Source organism: Minwuia sp. IMCC3060, from assembly GCF_029909435.1.
Taxonomy (GTDB): Bacteria; Pseudomonadota; Alphaproteobacteria; order Minwuiales; family Minwuiaceae; genus Minwuia.
On the sequence record NZ_CP123782.1, the window covers coordinates 2,078,520 to 2,097,571 of the forward strand.

The following is a 19,052-nucleotide window of genomic DNA, read 5'->3' on the forward strand; positions in this document are numbered from 1 at the left end:
GACGGGACTTAACAGGCTCTTGCAATTTCCGGACCTAATCGGTGAACAATACCGGGAAGACAGGTTCAGGGGGATGGAATTTCCACGATTCAGCCGTCGAGAAGCGGCCGCATCCGATCAAGTGCAGTCGACAGCGCCTGCTCCGATGACGCAAAGCAGAGCCTCAGATACCCCTCACCCTGCTGGCCGAAGGCAATACCGGGGGCCAGTCCGACACCGGCTTCCTCCACCAGTCGGCGGGCCAGTGCGAGGCTGTCCGTTACGCCATCAACGGAAAAGAAGGCGTAGAAGGCCGCTTCCGGGGATGCGACGCGGACGCGGGAGAACTGGCTGAGCCCCTGGGCGACCAGATCCCGGCGACGGCGCAGCCGCTCCACCAGATCATTCACGTAGCCATCGCCGTCACGCAGCGCCACCGCCCCCGCGTGCTGCACGAAGGTTGTCGGACCAGCGATATTGTATTCATTCAGCTTCGACAGATCGGTGAGCAGCGACGCCGGGGCCGTGATCCAGCCAAGTCGCCAGCCTGTCATCGACCAGCTCTTGGAAAAGCTGTTGATCGCAATCACCCGGTCATCAGGCTCCGCCACCTCCACGAAGGCTGGCGCATGCGGCCGGTCGTAGACCAGTCGGGCGTAGACATCGTCCGCAACGATCCAGATGCCGCGCTGCCGCGCCCAGGCCAGGATCGCATCGCGCTGGTCCTCCGGCATCATCCAGCCGGTCGGATTACCGGGACTGTTGATGAAGATCGCACGTGTCCGGTCGTCGGCCGCATCGAACAGGCGGTCCAGATCCAGATGCCAGCGCCCGTCCGTTTCCTGCAGCGCAACGTCACGCGCTTCCCCGCCCATGATGGCGATTGTCTCCCGGCAGTTGGGCCAGACAGGCGTCACCACCAGCACATTGTCACCCGGATCCACCAGCGCCTGGAACGTCAGGATGATCGCATTCATGCCCGACGCCGTGACCACGAACCGCTCCAGGTCGAAGGGCCGGTTGTACAGCCGGGTCATGTAGGCCTGGATCTCCGCCCGCAACGGGGCGACACCTGCGTTCGGGGCGTAGAAGGTCGCGCCCTCGTCCATCGCACGGCGGGCCGCATCCTTGATGAAATCGGGGGTCTGTTCGTCCGACTCACCGAACCAGAGGGGAATGAGGCCCTCGCGCCCCTCCCCGAACAGCGAAACCTCCCGGATCTTCGAGTCCGGCAAGGTATGGATCAGATCGCGGACAAGCGGGCGCAGCAGGCTCATGACGGTTCCTTCAGCATTCGCCGGACCAGTTCCAGTGCGGCACTCTCGACAGTCTTTTCGCCCGCCAGCAGGGCGCGGGCAAGCCCGTCGATCTCCTCCGGGGAGGCCTGGGCAAGACGTTGGCGCAGCAGATCCTGCGCGGCACGGATCAGCAGACGCCGGGACCGTGTCATCGGCGCCTGGGCACGGCGGTGCTGGCCGAGGCGATCGATGACGTCGGCCAGCGCCTCCACCCCCTTGCCGGTGGTCGCGACCGTGCGCAGCACTTCCGTTGCCGGTTCCCGCGCCTGCATGCCCACCATCGTCTTCAGATAGCGCGCGGTCTGGGCACTCAGCGGGTGGTCGCCCTTGTTGACGACCAGAACATCGGCGATCTCCAGAATACCGGCCTTGATGGCCTGAACGTCGTCCCCCAGGCCCGGTGCCGCAACGACCACCTTTATGTCGGCGACCTCGGCGATCTCGACTTCGGACTGCCCCGCGCCGACGGTCTCGATCACGACAACATCCAGACCCGCGGCATCCATGCAGTCGATGACCCGGACGGCGGAGCGCGACAGTCCCCCCAGGTGCCCCCGACTGGCGAGCGACCGCACAAAGACGCCCCTGTCCCCGGAATGGCCCGTCATCCGGATCCGGTCGCCCAGGATCGCACCACCGGTCACCGGGCTCGACGGATCGACCGCAACCACACCTACCGTCCGCCCCCTTGCCCGCTGTACCTGCACGAAGGCGTTGACCAGGGTCGACTTTCCGGCGCCGGGCGGGCCGGTGAAACCGACGGTGATCGCCCGCCCCAGATGCCCCCGGATGGCGGCAAGGACCTCTGTCGCCGAAGCGCCCTCGTTCTCCACCAGCGTGATCGCCCGCGCCAGCGCGCGCCGGTCTCCGGCCAGCAGGTCCTGCAGCCAGTCGCCCCCCGCACTGTCAGGCGAAGTCATCCAGAACCTCCGCCGATCGCTGGGGGTTGGTCTGGGCCATGACGTTGTCGGCGTGCTCGGAGGCGCTGACGGTATCAAGGCGCCGGATGCGCTGCTTGACCTGCGGAATGCTGCCCACAGCCATGGAGAGGTCGCGAATGCCGAGTCCGACCAGCAGTGGAGAGAAGCGTGGATCGCCGGCGATCTCGCCGCAGACGTTGACCGGGATACCGGCACGCAGCGCAGCAGCAACGGCGAACTGCATCAGACGCAGGACCCCGGGATGCAGCGGATCGTAGAGCGTCGCCACCTGCTCGTTCGTGCGGTCCAGGGCCAGTGTGTACATGGTCAGATCGTTGGTCCCAATGGAGAAGAAATCGCACGCCCGCGCCAGGGCATCGGCCGAGAGTGCCGCCGCCGGCACCTCGATCATCACGCCCAGCGGCGGCAGCGGATCGGCGATCCGCACCTTCCGGCGTTTCAGGCGCCGCGCCACCTTGGCCAGCAGACTGCGCACCGCTTCGATCTCGCTGACCGACGTGATCATGGGCAACAGGATTCGAACCGGGCCATGCGCCCCGGCGCGCAGGATCGCGGCCAGCTGGTTCTCCAGCGAGGTGGCACGCATCAGCGACAGCCGGATACCGCGCAGGCCAAGCGCGGGATTGTCACCCGGCGGCAGGTCACCGGCCATCGACTGCGGCAGCTTGTCGAAGCCGACGTCCAGCGTGCGGATGGTCACTGTCCGCCCCTGCATTCCCTCCACCAGCGACGCGAGCTGGCGGTACTGGGTTTCCTCGTCGGGTTCCGTCTCGGCGGCCATGAACAGGAACTCACTGCGCAGCAGACCGATCCCCTCCGCCCCCAGTCCGATGGCCTGCTCCGCCTCGATCGGCAGTTCGATATTGGCCTGCAGATGCACGGCGACACCGTCGCGGGTCTCCGACGGCAAATCCGTCAGCCTGGCCAGCGCACGCCGCTTTCGCAGCAGCGCGGTTCGCTGGCGGCGGTATCTCTCGACCGTTTCCCTGTCGGGACGCACATGCACCACACCGGCCTGACCATCAACGATGACCATGTCGCCATGGCTCACCGATTCCAGCAGATCCTGAACGCCGAGAACCGCCGGCAGCCCGAGGCCGCGGGCCAGGATCGCCGTATGACCATCCGCCCCGCCGATCTCCGCCACGATCCCGGCGACCTTGCCCGGCGCCATCGCGGCCGTGTCAGCCGGGGTCACTTCATGGGCGATCACCACGGAACCGGGCGAGACACCGGCAAAGGGCTCCGTCCGCGCGCCGCCCAGCGTCCGGATCAGACGCCGCCCGAGATCGCGCACATCATCGCCCCGCGCGGCAAGATAGGGGTCGGCAATGGCGCTGAACTGTCGGGCAATGCGCGAGATCTCGGCCTCGACCGCGGCTTCGGCATTCACGCGGCGGTCCCGGATCGCCGCTTCAACGCCCCGGGTCAGGCGCGACCCCTCCAGCATGCTGGCATGTGCGGCGAGCAGATAACCCATCTCCTCCCCGGCAGCGCCACCGATGTGTTCCGATTGCTGGCGCAGGTGCGACAGCTGCACCGAAGCGGCAGCCGTGGCATCCCGGAAACGCCGGATCTCCGCGGCGACTTCACTGGCCGGTATCCGGTATTCGACAACCCGGTCGGTCCCGCCGTCAACGACATGCGCCGGGCCGATGGCAATCCCGTCGGCAACGCCAAGTCCACCGAATGCCTGGCCAGCGGGGTCCGTCAACGGCCTTCGTCGAAACGTCCCGACACAAGATCGTCGAGCGCCCCGACGGCCTCCTCCGCGTCCTGCCCCTCGGCAGTGACGCAGATCTCCGTCCCCTTTGATGCCGCGAGCATCATCAGACCCATGATCGAATCGCCGGTCACGCAGGTCCCGTCCTTTTCGACAGTGACATGCGCGTCCCAGGCCGCAACGCAGGTCACGAACTTGGCCGCGGCGCGCGCATGCAGCCCCTTCTCGTTGCAGATGGTCAGCCGCCTGACCACCCGCGCTGTCACTGATCGCCCCCGTTCAGCACCTGCGAGGCGACATTGATGTACTTCCGCCCTGCCTCCTGCGCGATGGCTGCCGCCTCCCGCAGGCTCGACTTCTCCCGGACCGTCGCGAGCTTGATCAGCATCGGCAGGTTCATGCCCGCAATCACCTCGACCTCCCCCTGGTCCATCATCGAGATCGCGAGGTTGGAGGGGGTGCCCCCGAACATGTCGGTGAGCAGAACCACGCCGTCCCCATCATTGACGGCCGACACAGCCTCCATGATGTCCTTGCGGCGCTGTTCCATGTCGTCGTCCGGTCCGATGGATATTGCGCGCACATTTTCCTGCGCGCCCACGACATGCTCGGTTGCGGCAATGAATTCCTCCGCCAATCGACCATGCGTTACCAGAACCATGCCAATCATCGGTTCCTGTCTCCGTTTGCCCTGTTGGCGATGCTGCCGCTCAGGGCAGATCACGATGGCGAACGGTCACACGAGTGTCATCTCCACGCAAGCGTGCAGCAATCTGCTCCGCCGTGAAGACCGACCTGTGCCGGCCACCTGTGCACCCGATCGCGATCGTCAGATACGACTTTCCCTCTCTGGCGTAGCGCGGCAACAGAAAGGAAAGCATGTCATCCAGCTTTTCGATGAACGGCGGCCAGCCCGGATCCGTCATGATGTGATCCTGCACCGGCGTGTCGAGGCCCGTGCCCTCCCGCAGTTCCGCGACATAATAGGGATTTTCCAGAAAGCGGACATCGAACACCAGATCCGCCGCCCGAGGCAGCCCGCGCCGGAACGAGAATGACATGACATGGATCTGTGTGTGCTGCTCCGCGCCCAGGTCAAAAAGCCGCCGCATGTGTTCCCTGAGGTCCGGCAGCGACAGCGCGGTGGTGTCCACGACACAGTCCACCCGGTCCTGCAGCCCGGCGAACATCTCCTGCTCGATGCGGATGCCGTCGGCCACTGTCCGGTCGGATGCCATCGGATGGCGACGCCGCGTCTCCGTGAAGCGGTGCTGCAGCACATCCGCATCGCAGGTGAAGAAACAGAAGCGGACATTGATCTCACCGGTCTGGCGCAGCGCCGTGAGCTGTACGTCGAGCTGGTCGGAGTCGAAATCACGGGTGCGGCTGTCGATCCCGATGGCAAGGCAACGGCGCTTGCCGTCGTCCTGGGTGCCCCCGTCCCGCCCCAGCAGGGCCGGAAGCAGAAACAGCGGCAGGTTGTCGACAACCTCCCAGCCCATGTCTTCCAGCATCTTCAGCGCGGAACTCTTGCCTGCGCCGGAGAGCCCGGTCACGAGAAGAAGTTCATCCTTCTCAACATGTTCGGTCATGTTCTCGCTCATTCCAATCGCTTGTGCGGGTTCAGTGCAACAGCCAGTGCCATGGCCAATCTGGCCGTCGCGGCAGCGTCGAAAGGGTATAGCCGGACGCGGAGCGTCCCGATACCCGCATGGCGGAAAATTTCCGGCTCCGGCATGCGGGGGACTTCTTCGCGCGACGGAACAAGATCGACCACCAGCCGAAGGGGGGCAGCTTCCAGTCGCTGGGCATCATCCAGTCTGACCACGCCAATGCCGCGCACTTCCAGCAGCCCCGCCAGCGTGGCAGGAGCCGTGGCCCGCAGCTCCGTCCCCATGACAGACAACACAACCCGGTCGTCGGCGATCACCTGCCAGCCCTCAGCCAGCAGCCGCAGCGCCAGATCGGACTTGCCCGCCCCGGACCCGCCACGCAGCAGGACTGCGGCCCCATCGAGCGCGACAGCCGTTCCGTGAAGGGTTTCGGACATGGCCTTCAGTCAGCAACGCCGCAGAGCGCACGGGCGAAGTCATCGGCATCGAAGGGGCGCAGATCCTCCGCCTGTTCGCCGACACCTACATAATGGACAGGCAGGCCGAACTTGTCCGCCACCGCAACCAGCACGCCGCCCCGTGCGGACCCGTCCAGCTTGGTCATCACCAGACCGGTGACCTGGCAGACGTCGCGAAAGACCTCCACCTGGTTGACCGCGTTCTGACCCGTGGTCGCATCCAGCACCAGCAGCACGGCGTGCGGCGCGCTCTCGTCCTGCTTCTTCAGGACACGGACGATCTTTTCCAGTTCGGCCATCAGGTTGGCCTTGTTCTGCAGCCGTCCTGCCGTGTCGATCAGCAACAGGTCGGCCGAAACATCCCGCGCGCGTTTCAGGGCATCGAAGGCAAGACCCGCGGAGTCCGCCCCGCTGTCGCGCGCCACGACTTCCGCCCCGGTCCGCTCCCCCCAGATCTTGAGCTGGTCGATGGCTGCCGCACGAAAGGTGTCGCCGGCACAAAGCACGACCCTGTTCCCGATCTCCCGCTGATGATGGGCGATCTTGCCGATGGTCGTGGTCTTGCCGACACCGTTCACGCCGACCACCAGGACAACGTTCGGCTTCCGCGCCGCATCCAGTTCCAGCGGCAGGGCCACCGGTTTCAGCGTATTGGCGACAGCGTCGGCCAGTGCGCCGCGCACTTCCTCGTCCGTGACGTCCTTGTCGTACCGCCCCTTCGCGATCTCCGTGGTGATCCGCGCCGCTGCCTGCACCCCCAGGTCGGCACGGATCAGGATCTCCTCCAGATCCTCCAGCGCCTCGTCATCCAGTTTCCGGCGGGTGAAGACGGCGCTGATGCTGCCGGTCAGTTGGCCTGTGGAGCGTTTCAGCCCGTCCTTCAGACGTCCGAACCAGCCCTTGCGTTCCTGCTCCGCCATCAGGCCGCCCTCGCCTGCAGTGTCTCACCATCGACACCGACACCTTCGGCCCGGACGATATTCCCGGGGAGCGCCTCCCCCAGCAGCTGCACGCTGGCAAAATGGGCCGAATGTCCCTTGCCGGCGGTTTCCACCAGCACCTCGACAGGTCGGCCGACCTGCGCAGCGAGATGTCGCGCAGCGGCCGCCGACCCGAGTGCCCGCAAGGCCGCGGCGCGTTCCTTCCGCACCGGCTTCGGCACGGCGGGCATGCGGGCGGCGGGTGTTCCCGGACGCTCCGAATAGGGGAACACATGCAGCCAGGTCAGATCGCAATCCTCCACCAGACGACAGGAGTTGCGATGCATCTCCTCGGATTCGGTCGGGAACCCGGCGATCAGATCCGCACCGAACACGATGTCGGGCCGCAGCCGCCGGGCCTCCGCGCAGAACCGGATCGCATCAACGCGACCATGACGGCGCTTCATGCGTTTCAGCACCAGGTCATCCCCCGCCTGAAGCGAGAGATGCAGGTGCGGCATCAGACGCGGTTCCTCCGCGATCAGACGCCAGATGTCCGCATCGACCTCGACCGGATCAATGGAGGTCAGGCGCAGCCGCGCGATCTCCGGCACCATGGCCAGCAGGCGACGGCACAATTGCCCGAGGCTCGGCTGTCCCGGCAGGTCCGGACCATAGGACGTGATGTCGACACCGGTCAGCACGATCTCCCGTACCCCCTGCGCCGCCAGCTTGCGCGCCTCATCGACCACGACACCGATGGGGACGGAGCGGGAATTGCCGCGTCCGAAGGGAATGATGCAGAAGGTGCAGCGATGGTCGCAGCCGTTCTGGACCTGCAGGAAGGCACGCGCCCGCCCGTCGAAGCCTTCGATCAGGTGCCCGGCGGTTTCGCTGACCTGCATGATGTCCTGCACCAGCACCGGGTCATTGGTGCCCCGGGTGAAGGCCGCCGGATCCAGCTTCTCCCGATTGCCGACGACCCTGTCGACCTCCGGCATGTCCCCCCAGGTTGCAGGGGCGATCTGGGCCGCGCAGCCGGTGACCACGATCTCCGCCTCCGGACGCTCGCGGCGCAGGCGGCGGATCGTCTGACGCGCCTGACGCTCGGCTTCGGCGGTCACGGCGCAGGTATTGACGACGATGACGTCATCGCGGTCCGCCATGCTGGCATGACCCCGCATCACCTCTGCCTCCCAGGCATTCAGGCGGCAACCGAAAGTGACGATCTCCGGCCCGCTCATGCTGCGGCACCCGCCAGCACGCCCGGGTCGATGATGCCGTGGAAACTCAGGCTGGCCGCACCGGTCATCAGCACCGCCCCATCCGCATCCATGTCCATCCAGAGCGGTCCGCCGTCGAGGTCGATCCGCACCGGCCCGTCAATCAGGCCACGCGTCCGCGCCGCGGCATAGGTCGCGCAGGTGCCGGACCCGCAGGCCGAGGTGATGCCTGCACCGCGTTCGAACACACGCAGCCGGAAACTGCCGTCCGCACGCTGGCTTGCGACCGAGACATTCACCCGGTCGGGAAACAGTTCATGATTCTCGATTGTCGGACCGATGTCGGCAAGCGGCACGGCCTCCGCATCCGGCACGAAGAACACGACATGCGGATTGCCCATGGACACGGCCACGGGATCGGAAAGGTCACCGACAGTGAGGTCGAGGTGCTGCGTATCCATCTCCCGCGCCAGAGGAACATCCTGCCAGCCGAAGCGGGGCTGTCCCATGCGTGCCGTGAACAGGCCCTGCCCGGCATCCGACACCTGCAGAAGCCCGCCCGGACTGTCGATATCGACGGTCTCTCCGCCACTTTCCTCCAGCAACAGACGTCCGACGCAGCGGGTGCCGTTGCCACAGGCCCCGGCCGGCGAGCCATCGGAATTGTCGATGCGCATGTAGCAGGCCGCACTGTCGCTCGGCATCAGGGTCAGCAACTGGTCGAACCCCACGCCGTGCCGACGGTCGCCGATCGCCCGGATGATGCCGGGTGTCAGCCCGATCGGCTGCCGACGCGCATCCAGCACGACAAAATCATTGCCGAGACCGTGCATCTTTATGAAGGGCAGGGGTTCCATGTCTCAGAGTCGCAATTGCGCCTTTCCGGCGGTTGTCACGCGGGGTTTGAAGCGTTCTATATGGTCCCCGACCCTGTTCTGTCCATGTTGCAGAACAGCGCTCCTGCAGAGGAGCCGACCATGACCAGCGAACCATCCGACCTCAGCGCCCTGCATGTGGTGTTTCACGGACGTGTTCAGGGTGTCTGGTTTCGTGGTTTTACCTGTCGCAATGCGGCGGAACTGGGCGTCACCGGCTGGGTCCGCAACCGCCTGGACGGCACTGTCGAAGCCCAGATGGTCGGCGAAGGCCGTCAGATCAACGAACTGCTGCGCCGCTGCCGCAAGGGCCCGCCTGCGGCGAAGGTGGAACAGGCGATTGGCCAGCCCGGTCCCCTGCCCGACCCCTTGCCAACCGGATTTCGCCAGCGCGACACGATCTGAACAGGGTGGATGGGCGCGTGCCGGGGAACGGAGAGATTCCGTTCAGTTCATGAGACCTGTCGCGTCGGCGAGCGCGACGGCTGCTATCATGACAAACAGCAATGCTGCCCAGTTACTGCCGCCAGAGACCGTATCTGGCGACGGCATCAGGAGTTCGGTTTCGGTCAGGACGATATCACAGTGCGGGCATTTGGTTGCACGGCTTGCGATCAGCTCTTCACACGACTCACATTGCCGGAATGCCATGCCACTCTCCCCCCACTGTCTGATGACTTTCGCGCAGCGCCTCGACCCCTGGGGCAAGCCACGCGTCATCTTGCTTCACCTTCTTCTGCGGCAACTGTAACGATTTCGCGTTTCACAGCCAAATCGATGCTCGGTACACGCGAGTTTCGGATTCACCGAAAGCGAAGCCGCAGATTGGCGGGAGCGTGACGCAGGCCACTGCCGCGACCACGCGCCCCCCTTGGCGTTCAGGCGTGTCGGCAGTAGTGTCCGGCCATCGCGACCGGCAAAGGCGCGAGGAACAAGGGATTCAGCGCGGGGCGACATGACGGAAGAAACCGTTTCGACTGACCAGGGTCAGACCAATGACGAGAAATCCGGGCGCCCGAAGCCGAAGAAGATCAGTGCCCTTCGTGGCCTGATGCCTTTCGCACGACCCTATCGCCTGCAGATCATTTTCGCGATCATCGCCCTGACCGGTGCCGCTGCGGCGACACTGGCCATCGGTCAGGCCGTGCGACGGATGGTCGACAACGGGTTCGGTACCGCCGACGGACAGTTGCTGGACGAATACTTCATTGCCCTGTTCGGCGTCTTCACCCTGCTCGCCGCCTTTACCTTCGCCCGCTACTACACGGTCACCTGGCTGGGGGAGCGGATTGTCGCCGACATTCGCAAGGCCGTGTATCGCCACGTCATCGGCCTGGACCGGAACTTCTACGAACAGACCAAGACGGGCGAGGTGATGAGCCGCCTGACCGTGGACACCGAGCTGATCCAGACGGTCGTCGGCTCCAGCGCCTCCATGGCACTGCGCAACCTGCTGATGTTCATCGGTGGTCTGGCGATGCTGATCATCACCAGCCCGAAGCTGGCCGGACTGGTGCTGGCCATGGTGCCCATCGTCGTGGTGCCGATCATCTTCTTCGGGCGTCGGCTGCGGAAGCTGTCGCGGCTGAGCCAGGACAAGGTCGCAGAGGTCAATGCAAGGGCGGAGGAAAGCCTGAACGCGGTCCAGACCGTGCAGGCCTTCACGCAGGAGGAGTTCGAGAGGAACCGCTTCAGCAATGCGGTCGGTGAGACCTTCGCCGTGGCGCGGAAACGAATCGCCGTGCGCGCCTGGCTGACCGCGGTCATCATCCTGCTGATCTTTGGCGCCATTGATGCCGTGCTCTGGCTCGGTGCAACCGATGTGGCCGACGGCACCATGTCCAGCGGCGAACTGACCGCCTTCGTGTTCTACGCCATCGTCGTCGCCGGATCGGTCGGCACCCTGTCGGAGATGTGGGGCGATCTGCAACGCGCGGCTGGCGCGACGGAACGACTGATCGAACTGTCACAGGTGGTGCCGGAGATCGGCGTCCCCGCCAATCCGGTGTCCCTGCCGGACACGCCGGAGGGACGCCTCTGCCTCACCGACATTCATTTCAATTATCCCTCACGCCCGGAGATTGCCGCCCTGGACGGCTTCGGACTGGACGTGAAGCCCGGCGAAACGGTGGCGCTGGTCGGACCTAGCGGTGCCGGCAAGTCGACCGTGTTCCAGTTGCTGCTGCGGTTCTACAATCCCAATAGCGGAACCATCACGCTGGACGGCGTCGATATCACCAACGCAGACCCCTCCGAAGTGCGCAAGCGCTTCGGTCTGGTGCCCCAGGACGCAGTCATGTTCGGCACCTCCGCGATGGAGAACATCCGATATGGCCGCCCGGAAGCCACGGATGCGGAGGTTCACGCCGCCGCGCAGGCGGCTGGTGCGGCGGAGTTCCTCGATCGCCTGCCGGAGGGCTATGCCACCGAACTGGGCGAACGCGGCCAGCGCCTTTCCGGCGGCCAGCGCCAGCGCATTGCCATTGCCCGCGCGATCCTGCGCGATCCGGCGATCCTGCTGCTTGATGAGGCAACATCGGCCCTGGATGCGGAATCCGAACGCATGGTGCAGCAGGCGCTGGACAAGCTGATGCACGGGCGCACGACACTGGTGATCGCGCATCGCCTGGCAACCGTGCTGAAGGCGGACCGCATCGTCGTCATCGACCGTGGCTGCGTCGTGGCCAGCGGCACCCATGCCGAGCTCATGAAACAGGACGGGCTCTACGCCCGGCTCGCCAAGCTGCAGTTCGACCAGGACCGGGCAGCGCTCTCGGGCATCGAAGCGGCAGACTGAGTCACCGCGACCACCATGGCCCTGCTTCGCGTGCATCCGGAAGGCTACGCCACATTCGGCCGATGGACGTTCGCCTGCGCATTGGGTCGCGCCGGGATCGTCAGCACGAAGACAGAGGGCGACGGCGGCACGCCTGTCGGTCTCTTCCCCCTGCGGCGGCTGTTCTACCGGCACGACCGTCTGGGTCGCCCCCGGACACCGATCCCGGCCACACCCGTGCAGCTGCATCAGGGCTGGTGCGATGATCCGGAGAGTCCGCACTACAATCGCGCCGTCACGCTGCCGAGCCGGTTCGGTCATGAGCGGTTGTGGCGTGCCGATGGCCTCTATGACCTGATCCTGACAATCGGCCACAACGACCGCCCCGTTCGCCCGTCGGCCGGCAGCGCCGTCTTCGTTCATGTTGCCCATCCGGCCATGACCCCGACGGAGGGCTGCGTGGCTTTCGCCACGGAGGATCTTCTGCACCTGCTTCGGGTGCTGAGGCCGGGCGACGCGGTCCGGATTCAGCCGCACTGAACTGACGTAGGGTCAGGCTTGCGCGCTCCCCACAGGTGTGGTCGAGTTTCCGTCAACGTAAAACGCAAAGCAGTACGGAGACTGAAAATGGCTACTCTCGAGGAAATCACCGAAGGCATGCGCGACCGCGTCGGCGATGATTCGGGCCTGGATGCCACGCTGAAGTTCGATTTCGGCGACGATGGCGTGATCTTCCTGGACGGCGCCTCCACCCCGAACACGGTCACCAACGAGGACAAGGACGCCGATTGCACCATGAAGATCTCCAAGGAGAACTTCCTGGCGATGGTGAACGGCGATCTAGACGGCACCACGGCCTTCATGATGGGCAAGCTGAAGATCGAGGGGAACATGGGCGTCGCCATGAAGCTGCAGAGCGTCCTGAGGGGCTGAACCGGCGCAACCGGCCCCTGCAGACTTTGCGGTTAACGTAGCGGCATCGCACCGCTACGCTTTCCGCAATCAGGACTGCGGCAGCGGGAGGGCCGGACCATGAATGCACCCAGACACCCCACGGGCGTCGATTTCGGCGCCGACGAGGCGGAGATGCAGCGTTATCAGACAGAAGGTCTGGAACGCGCGATGGCTCTCGGCAACCGCGGTCCCATTCGCTTCGTCGGCAAGGGTGCCCTGCACCCGGACATTGTCGAGGCCTACTGGCGCTGCGGCTTCTACGTCTTCGAAGGCGTGCTGAAACCCGACGAGCTGGCCGACATAGAAGCGGACGTGAACCACCTGCGGTCGCGGTTCCCCGTCCACAAGGGTGCCGAGCTGGATGCACAGGGCCGTCCGGCCATGGGCGTCGGGAACAAGGCGCCTACACTGTTCTGGTCCAAACCACTGGGTGACCCCTTTGGCGGCACCGATGCCGCTGCCGGGCGCCATCCGGTCAAGATGTCGGAGCCGAAGGCGGCCGCGGATGCGCCGGAGGAGATCGTCTATCTGTCGCTCGGGTCGCTGCAGTTCTCGGAGGCCTGCCTGAGGGTCTATGGCCACCCGGAAATCCTCGGGATTGCAGCCGCGATCAATGGCGACGACTTCGTCCCCTTCAACGAAGCCCTGTTCCTGAAGGAGCCCGGACTGGGTGCTTCGGTGGCATGGCACCGGGATGGCGTGACGCACTGGGACGCCCCCGAGTGGGATCAGGGCACGCACGGGTTCAACTTCATGGCCCAGCTCTATGGCTGCACACCGGCCAACGGTGTCTGGGTGCTGCCGGGCACGCACAAGCTGAACAAGGTCGATATTGCAGGCATGTGCGCGGCGGCGGGTTCGGACCGCCTGCCCGATGCCGTACCGATGGTCTGTGCGCCGGGCGATGTGGTCATCACCAACCGCCAGGTCGTCCATGGGTCCTTCGCCAATACCAGCCCGGACTGGCGCGTGACAGTGAACTTCGGGTTCCACCGCCGACGGTCGGTGCTGGGCGTCGCGGGCGGCGGCATCCACAACGCCCCCACGATCTATGATGCCGAGCGCATCCGCCGTCGCGCGCGCATGATCGGCTATGGCATCGATGCCCGCCGCCAGCGCTTCCCCGACGAGACTCCTTTCGCCTATCTGCCGCATGTGGAGAGTGGCGAGACTTGGACCTGGGACGATGCGGCCCGTGCCGACGTCCACGACTACAACCTGGAAGACCTGAGCATCTGAGGTTTCAGGCGGTTGCGGCAGCTGCGATGTCCAGCATCGTCTTGCCGCAACCCCGCCCCTGACGGGCAAGTTCCGTCGCGGCCGCAAGGCCGGCAAGGACAAGACGCTTGCCCGGGCGACAGGACGGTTCCCTGCCCACGATACCTGCCCTGCCAGCCCAGCAGCCGCCTGACGGACAGGTGCTTCGGGTACATGAGAGGGGCCTGGCCGCCAGAACGCCTGCAATTTCAGCACAGCACCTCCGCCCCAAACAAACTTGCTGGTTGCCCAACAAATAAATTACTGTCGTAGGGTAAAGAGGTTCAGGGGAGGAAACAGATGACCCTCAAGATCACGTCCGCACTCGTTGCGGGTTGCATGGGGCTTGCTGCCGCTATGGCATCGGCCCCCGCACAGGCAGATGAACTGCGCATTGCCATCGGCAACACCGGCAGCGGCGGCCTGGTCCGCGGCATGTACCAGTTCGCAGAACAGATCGAGAAGCGCACGGAAGGCCGCTACACGGGAAAGGTGTACGAGCTCTCGCTGCTGAACTTTGCCGAATCCATGAACGGTGTGCGTGACGGCATCGCCGATGTCGCCTACGTCGTACCGGCCTATCACCGCGGTGAATTCCCTTATGGCAACCTGCTGGTCGACATGGCCACGGCGGGTGTCAATCCGGTTGCGATTGCCGGTGCCGCCAACGAGTACCTGGCCAACTGCGGCAAGTGCCTGAACGAATACAAGGCACAGAATCAGGTGTTCCTCGGCACGTCCGTGATCGGCCCCTACTACATGATGTCCGTCGAAAAGATCTCCACGCCGGAAGATTTCAAGGGCAAGAAGATCCGCGGTTTCGGCCCCTTCGGTCGCTGGGTCGAGGCCATGGGTGCCACGGCTGTCGTCCTGGGTGCGAACGATATCTATGAATCGATCAGCCAGGGTCAGCTTGACGGCAACACGCACACGCTCGACGTGCTGCGCAGCCTCTCCATCGGTGAAGTGACCGATTATGTCCTTGATGCCCCGATCGGCGTCTACATCGGCAACAGCATGTTCAACCTGAACCGCGACGTCTGGAACGATCTGTCGGATGCGGACAAGAAGTCCTTCATCCTGGCCGGCGGTTCGTCGGTTGCCTGGACGACGGTGACCTATCTGGCCGAGAACCAGGCCCTGTTCCGGAACCCGAGCACCGTTGGTGTCGAGATCGTCGAGCCTTCGGCAGCAGCTGCTGAAGCGACAGCGAAGTTCCGTGCCAATGACCTGAAGGCGGTGGCGAAGCTGAACCGGGAAAAGTTCGGTATCCAGGACGCGGAAGAGCAGCTGCAGATCATCAATGGTCTGGTCGAGAAGTGGGTCAAGCTGACCGCCGACGTCGATGTTTCGGATACCAAGGCGGTTTCGGACCTGTTCGTGAAGGAAATCTTCGCGAAGATCGATCCCTCCACGCTCTGATCCGAGCCGCTACCGGAAGGAAGTCCGCCCCATGAAAGCACTGGGACGTGTGCTGTCATGGCTTGTCGCCGCCTCGACGATGATCGGGGCGGCGGCGGTCATGCTGATGATGCTGCAGATCGTGGCGGACGTGCTGCTGAAGAATCTCTTCAACTGGCCGATTCCCGCGACCTCGCTCATCGTGTCGCACTACTACATGGTGATCGTCGCCTACCTGCCCGTAGCCCTGTCCGAGAAACTGAACGGTCACATCTCCGTCGAGGTGATCTTCCGGCAGTTCTCGGAACGCTGGCAGAAGCTGGTGATTGGCGCTGTCTGGCTTGTGTCGGCGGTGGTGGCCGGCGGTATTGCCCACCGGCTCTGGTTCGAGTCCCTGAAGAAGTTCAGCGTCGATGCCAACATCCTGGAGAGCGGCCTCAAGATCATCATCTGGCCGAGCTATTTCGTCCTGCCGATAGGGTTCGGGCTGTTCGCCCTGATCCTTCTCTATCGCTTCTGCAACAGCGTGACCGGACTGGCCAGCGGCCTCGGTGAGACCGCCTTCGACGCAGAAGCCCACGAACAGGCGCTCGCACGCGAAGCCGAACGGAACGAGAGCTGAATGGAAAACGAGATCATCGGCCTGATCGGCCTCGGCGTCCTTGTCACCCTGCTGCTGGTGCGGTTCCCCATCGGGATCGCGCTGATCATGGTCAGCTTCGGCGGCATCTACATCATGATCGGCAGCCGCCCCGCCTGGGGAATCCTGTCCGCCATACCCTACGACTTCGCTGCGAAGTGGACCCTGTCATCGGTACCCATGTTCCTGATGATGGGTTTCGTCTGCTATCACGCGGGACTGACCAAGAGCCTGTTCGACGCCTGTCGAAGCTGGATGGCAAAGGTCCCCGGTGGTCTCGCCATTGCCTCTGTCGTGGGATCCGCAGGCTTTGCGGCGGTGACCGGTTCCTCGGTCGCCTGCGCCGCCGCAATGGGCCGCATCGCGGTGCCCGAGATGATCGCCAAGCGTTATGACGCCGCCCTCGCCACCGGCACGATTGCCGCTGCAGGCACGCTGGGCGCACTCATTCCACCCTCCATCCTGCTGATCCTATTCGGTGTCTTTGCGGAAGTGCCGATCGGCAAGCTGTTCATCGGCGGTGTCGGCGCCGGTCTGCTGACGGCCTTTGCCTATGTCGCGATGATCTACATCCGGGCCAGGCTGAACCCGTCCCTTGCACCGGTCCTGGACGAGACTCCGCCCCTGTCGGAGCGTCTGGAACACCTCGGCAAGACCTGGCCCCTGATCGTTATCCTGGTTGTCGTCATCGGCGGTATCTTTGCCGGCCTGTTCACGGCAACGGAAGCCGGTGCCATCGGTGCCTTCGCATCCATCCTGATCTCCGCCCTCAAGGGGTCGCTGACACGGGAAGCCTTCTGGAATGCGGTGATCGAGACCCTGACCACGACGGGTGCCCTGTTCCTGATCGCGGTCGGCGCCAATCTGCTGACCCGTTTCCTGGCGCTCTCGGGCAGCGGGGAACTGATTGCCTCCGCCATTCTGGGACTGCAGGCCGACCCGCTGACGCTGATCCTGGGCATTTCCCTGCTCTATCTGGTGCTGGGCATGTTCCTCGATCCACTGGGCGCGATGCTGCTGACCCTGCCGGTGCTGCTGCCGGTGCTGGAGAAGAGCAACTTCGACCTCATCTGGTTCGGTGTCTATCTGGTGAAATTCCTGGAGATCGGGATGATCACACCACCGATCGGGCTCAACGTCTTTGTCATCAAGGGGGTCGTGGGCAATCTTGCCAGCCTGTCGACGATCTTCCGTGGAATCATGTGGTTCCTGGTGGCGGATGCGGTTGTCGTTGCCCTGCTGATCATCTTCCCCGGCATCATCACCTATCTGCCCACACTCATGGGCTAGGGGCGCGTCCGGCACGCCCCTAGCCCATGACCTGACCCGCACGAAAACCCCAGGAGCATCCCAATGACCGAAGCTCTCATCGACAGCCGGATGGCTGCACCGGATATCTGTGTCACCCGCCCCCTGATCGACCGCAACGCGTCACAGACGCCGGACAAGGTCTATGCGGTCTTTCCGGACGGAACCGAATGGACGTACCGGGAACTGCGGGAGCAGGTTCGGCGCACCGCTGCGGGGCTGGAAAAACTGGGGGTGAAGCAGGGCGACCATGTCGTCAGCTGGCTGCCCAACGGGCAGGACGCGCTGCGTGTCTGGTTCGCGATCAATTACCTCGGCGCCGTCTATGTCCCGATCAACACATCCTACAAGGGCGGCATCCTGGCCCATGTGGTGGCAAACGCCGACGCCAGCCTGATCATCGCCCATGCCGGACTGGCACCGAGGCTGGTGGATATCGACAGGGCCAGGCTGGATACCGTCGTGATCATCGGCGGCAAGCTGGACACATGCGCGGACCTGACGGTGCATGATGCGGATGTTCTGGCGCCAGCCGATGCCGAACCCTCCCCTCCCCCACGGGAAATCATGCCCTGGGACACGCAGTCCATCATCTATACCTCCGGCACGACCGGACCATCGAAAGGCGTTCTCTCGTCCTACCTGCATGCCTACATGACAGGTGCGGCCTACTCGAACCTGCCGGGGGAAGATGGCACTGCCCTGATCTCGGCTGATGACCGCTATCTGCTCAGCCTGCCGATGTTTCATGTCGGCGGCACCCTGCCCGCCCACATCATGCTGGCCATGGGTGGCTCCATCTCCATCGTGGATGCTTTCAATACGGCCACGTTCTGGAAGACGATCAAGGATACCCAGGTCACCTTCGCCATCCTGCTGGGCGTGATGGCACAGTTCCTCGCCAAGCAGGATCCAGTACCGGAGGAAAAGGACAACCCGCTGCGCACGGTCATGCTGGTGCCCTTCGACTTCGACCCGACCGAGTTCCGGGCGCGTTTCGGGGTCCAGACCATGACCCTGTTCAACATGACCGAGATCTCCTGTCCGCTGATCTCCCCCGTCAACCCGACACTGCTGCACAGTGCGGGAACACCACGCGACGGGGTGGAGTGTCGCGTCGTCGACGAGAACGACTGCGAGGTGCCCGTCGGTACGGTCGGGGAACTGATCATCCGTGCCGACTGCCCCTGGACGATGAACCATGGCTACTACAAGAACGCGGAAGCCACGGCGAAGGCCTGGCGCAATGGCTGGTTCCATACCGGTGACGGCTTCCGCAAGGACGCGGATGGCAACTTCTACTTCGTCGACCGCATGAAGGATGCGATCCGTCGCCGTGGCGAGAACATCTCGTCCTTCGAGGTGGAGACCGAGGTGCTGGCGCATCCGGCAATCCAGGAATGCGCGGCCATTGCCGTGAAGAGTGACGTCAGTGAAGACGAAGTGATGATCGTGGTTGCGCCTGCGGCCGGCAAGACCATCGATCCCACCGAATTGATCGAGTTCCTGATCCCGCGGATGGCCCATTTCATGGTGCCCCGCTATGTTCGGATCGTTGACCGCTTGCCCCGGACCCCCACGGAGAAGGTGCAGAAGGTCAATCTGCGCGACGAAGGTGTCACCGGCGACACCTGGGATCGCGACAAGGCTGGCATTCGTGTCCGGCGGGAGAAACTGAGCGGCTGA

Annotated in this window: 20 protein-coding genes; 9 read left to right on the forward strand and 11 right to left on the reverse strand. The window is 64.5% G+C overall.

All coding sequences use genetic code 11. From position 1 onward, the window contains the following. Window positions 1-89 precede the first annotated feature (89 nt). From QGV54_RS09760 to dapF, 10 genes are read right to left on the reverse strand one after another with little or no spacing between them, the layout of a single operon-like run. Complete coding sequence (locus QGV54_RS09760; RefSeq protein WP_281017027.1) at window positions 90-1,256, reverse strand: pyridoxal phosphate-dependent aminotransferase; 1,167 nt, start codon at window positions 1,254-1,256, stop codon at window positions 90-92. Further along, a complete protein-coding gene (meaB, locus tag QGV54_RS09765; protein WP_281017026.1) occupies window positions 1,253-2,197 on the reverse strand; it encodes a methylmalonyl Co-A mutase-associated GTPase MeaB in 945 nt (314 codons plus the stop codon). The genes QGV54_RS09760 and meaB overlap by 4 nt, the downstream gene beginning before the upstream one ends. Continuing rightward, the gene (gene ptsP / locus QGV54_RS09770; protein WP_281017025.1) at window positions 2,184-3,932 is read right to left on the reverse strand and encodes a phosphoenolpyruvate--protein phosphotransferase; all 1,749 of its coding nucleotides are present in this window, start codon (window positions 3,930-3,932) and stop codon (window positions 2,184-2,186) included. Before ptsP ends, meaB begins: the two co-directional genes overlap by 14 nt. Further along, window positions 3,929-4,207, reverse strand: a complete 279-nt coding sequence (locus QGV54_RS09775; protein WP_281017024.1) for an HPr family phosphocarrier protein — start codon at window positions 4,205-4,207, stop codon at window positions 3,929-3,931. The genes ptsP and QGV54_RS09775 overlap by 4 nt, the downstream gene beginning before the upstream one ends. Continuing rightward, window positions 4,204-4,611 carry a PTS sugar transporter subunit IIA gene (locus QGV54_RS09780; RefSeq protein ID WP_281017023.1) on the reverse strand — a complete coding sequence of 136 codons (408 nt, stop codon included), beginning with the start codon at window positions 4,609-4,611 and terminating at the stop codon, window positions 4,204-4,206. The genes QGV54_RS09775 and QGV54_RS09780 overlap by 4 nt, the downstream gene beginning before the upstream one ends. A 40-nt stretch (window positions 4,612-4,651) precedes the next feature. Then, complete coding sequence (gene rapZ, locus QGV54_RS09785; protein WP_281017022.1) at window positions 4,652-5,533, reverse strand: RNase adapter RapZ; 882 nt, start codon at window positions 5,531-5,533, stop codon at window positions 4,652-4,654. An 8-nt stretch (window positions 5,534-5,541) separates the two neighbouring features. Then, a complete protein-coding gene (locus tag QGV54_RS09790; protein WP_281017021.1) occupies window positions 5,542-5,991 on the reverse strand; it encodes an HPr kinase/phosphatase C-terminal domain-containing protein in 450 nt (149 codons plus the stop codon). Window positions 5,992-5,996: 5 nt separating this feature from the next. Further along, a complete protein-coding gene (gene ftsY / locus QGV54_RS09795) occupies window positions 5,997-6,932 on the reverse strand; it encodes a signal recognition particle-docking protein FtsY (protein ID WP_281017020.1) in 936 nt (311 codons plus the stop codon). Then, a complete protein-coding gene (gene mtaB, locus QGV54_RS09800; protein WP_281017019.1) occupies window positions 6,932-8,176 on the reverse strand; it encodes a tRNA (N(6)-L-threonylcarbamoyladenosine(37)-C(2))-methylthiotransferase MtaB in 1,245 nt (414 codons plus the stop codon). The genes ftsY and mtaB overlap by 1 nt, the downstream gene beginning before the upstream one ends. After that, window positions 8,173-9,012, reverse strand: a complete 840-nt coding sequence (gene dapF / locus QGV54_RS09805; RefSeq protein WP_281017018.1) for a diaminopimelate epimerase — start codon at window positions 9,010-9,012, stop codon at window positions 8,173-8,175. Before dapF ends, mtaB begins: the two co-directional genes overlap by 4 nt. 120 nt (window positions 9,013-9,132) lie before the next feature. On the opposite strand from dapF, the gene QGV54_RS09810 reads away from it, so the two are divergent. Continuing rightward, window positions 9,133-9,435 (forward strand): acylphosphatase, encoded by a 303-nt coding sequence (locus QGV54_RS09810; protein WP_281017017.1) that lies wholly within the window; start codon window positions 9,133-9,135, stop codon window positions 9,433-9,435. 42 nt (window positions 9,436-9,477) lie between these two features. On the opposite strand, the gene QGV54_RS09815 is transcribed toward QGV54_RS09810, so the two are convergent. Beyond that, window positions 9,478-9,681 carry a hypothetical protein gene (locus QGV54_RS09815; RefSeq protein WP_281017016.1) on the reverse strand — a complete coding sequence of 68 codons (204 nt, stop codon included), beginning with the start codon at window positions 9,679-9,681 and terminating at the stop codon, window positions 9,478-9,480. 304 nt (window positions 9,682-9,985) lie between these two features. On the opposite strand from QGV54_RS09815, the gene QGV54_RS09820 reads away from it, so the two are divergent. The 8 genes from QGV54_RS09820 to QGV54_RS09855 all read left to right on the forward strand — a co-directional run bounded on the left by QGV54_RS09820 (window position 9,986) and on the right by QGV54_RS09855 (window position 19,052). Further along, on the forward strand, window positions 9,986-11,827 hold the full coding sequence (locus tag QGV54_RS09820; protein WP_281017015.1) for an ABC transporter transmembrane domain-containing protein: 1,842 nt from the start codon (window positions 9,986-9,988) through the stop codon (window positions 11,825-11,827). Window positions 11,828-11,842: 15 nt separating this feature from the next. After that, on the forward strand, window positions 11,843-12,346 hold the full coding sequence (locus tag QGV54_RS09825; RefSeq protein ID WP_281017014.1) for a L,D-transpeptidase family protein: 504 nt from the start codon (window positions 11,843-11,845) through the stop codon (window positions 12,344-12,346). Between the two features lie 87 nt (window positions 12,347-12,433). Beyond that, window positions 12,434-12,739 (forward strand): SCP2 sterol-binding domain-containing protein, encoded by a 306-nt coding sequence (locus QGV54_RS09830; RefSeq protein WP_281017013.1) that lies wholly within the window; start codon window positions 12,434-12,436, stop codon window positions 12,737-12,739. Between the two features lie 99 nt (window positions 12,740-12,838). Next, window positions 12,839-13,999, forward strand: coding sequence for a phytanoyl-CoA dioxygenase family protein (locus QGV54_RS09835; protein WP_281017012.1), 1,161 nt, complete (start codon window positions 12,839-12,841; stop codon window positions 13,997-13,999). A 318-nt stretch (window positions 14,000-14,317) separates the two neighbouring features. Continuing rightward, window positions 14,318-15,439: a C4-dicarboxylate TRAP transporter substrate-binding protein gene (locus tag QGV54_RS09840; protein WP_281017011.1), complete on the forward strand. Its 1,122-nt coding sequence runs from the start codon at window positions 14,318-14,320 to the stop codon at window positions 15,437-15,439. A gap of 31 nt (window positions 15,440-15,470) precedes the next feature. Then, window positions 15,471-16,040, forward strand: a complete 570-nt coding sequence (locus QGV54_RS09845; protein WP_281017010.1) for a TRAP transporter small permease — start codon at window positions 15,471-15,473, stop codon at window positions 16,038-16,040. Then, window positions 16,041-17,348: a TRAP transporter large permease gene (locus QGV54_RS09850; RefSeq protein ID WP_281017009.1), complete on the forward strand. Its 1,308-nt coding sequence runs from the start codon at window positions 16,041-16,043 to the stop codon at window positions 17,346-17,348. A 63-nt stretch (window positions 17,349-17,411) separates the two neighbouring features. Continuing rightward, window positions 17,412-19,052: an AMP-binding protein gene (locus tag QGV54_RS09855; RefSeq protein ID WP_281017008.1), complete on the forward strand. Its 1,641-nt coding sequence runs from the start codon at window positions 17,412-17,414 to the stop codon at window positions 19,050-19,052.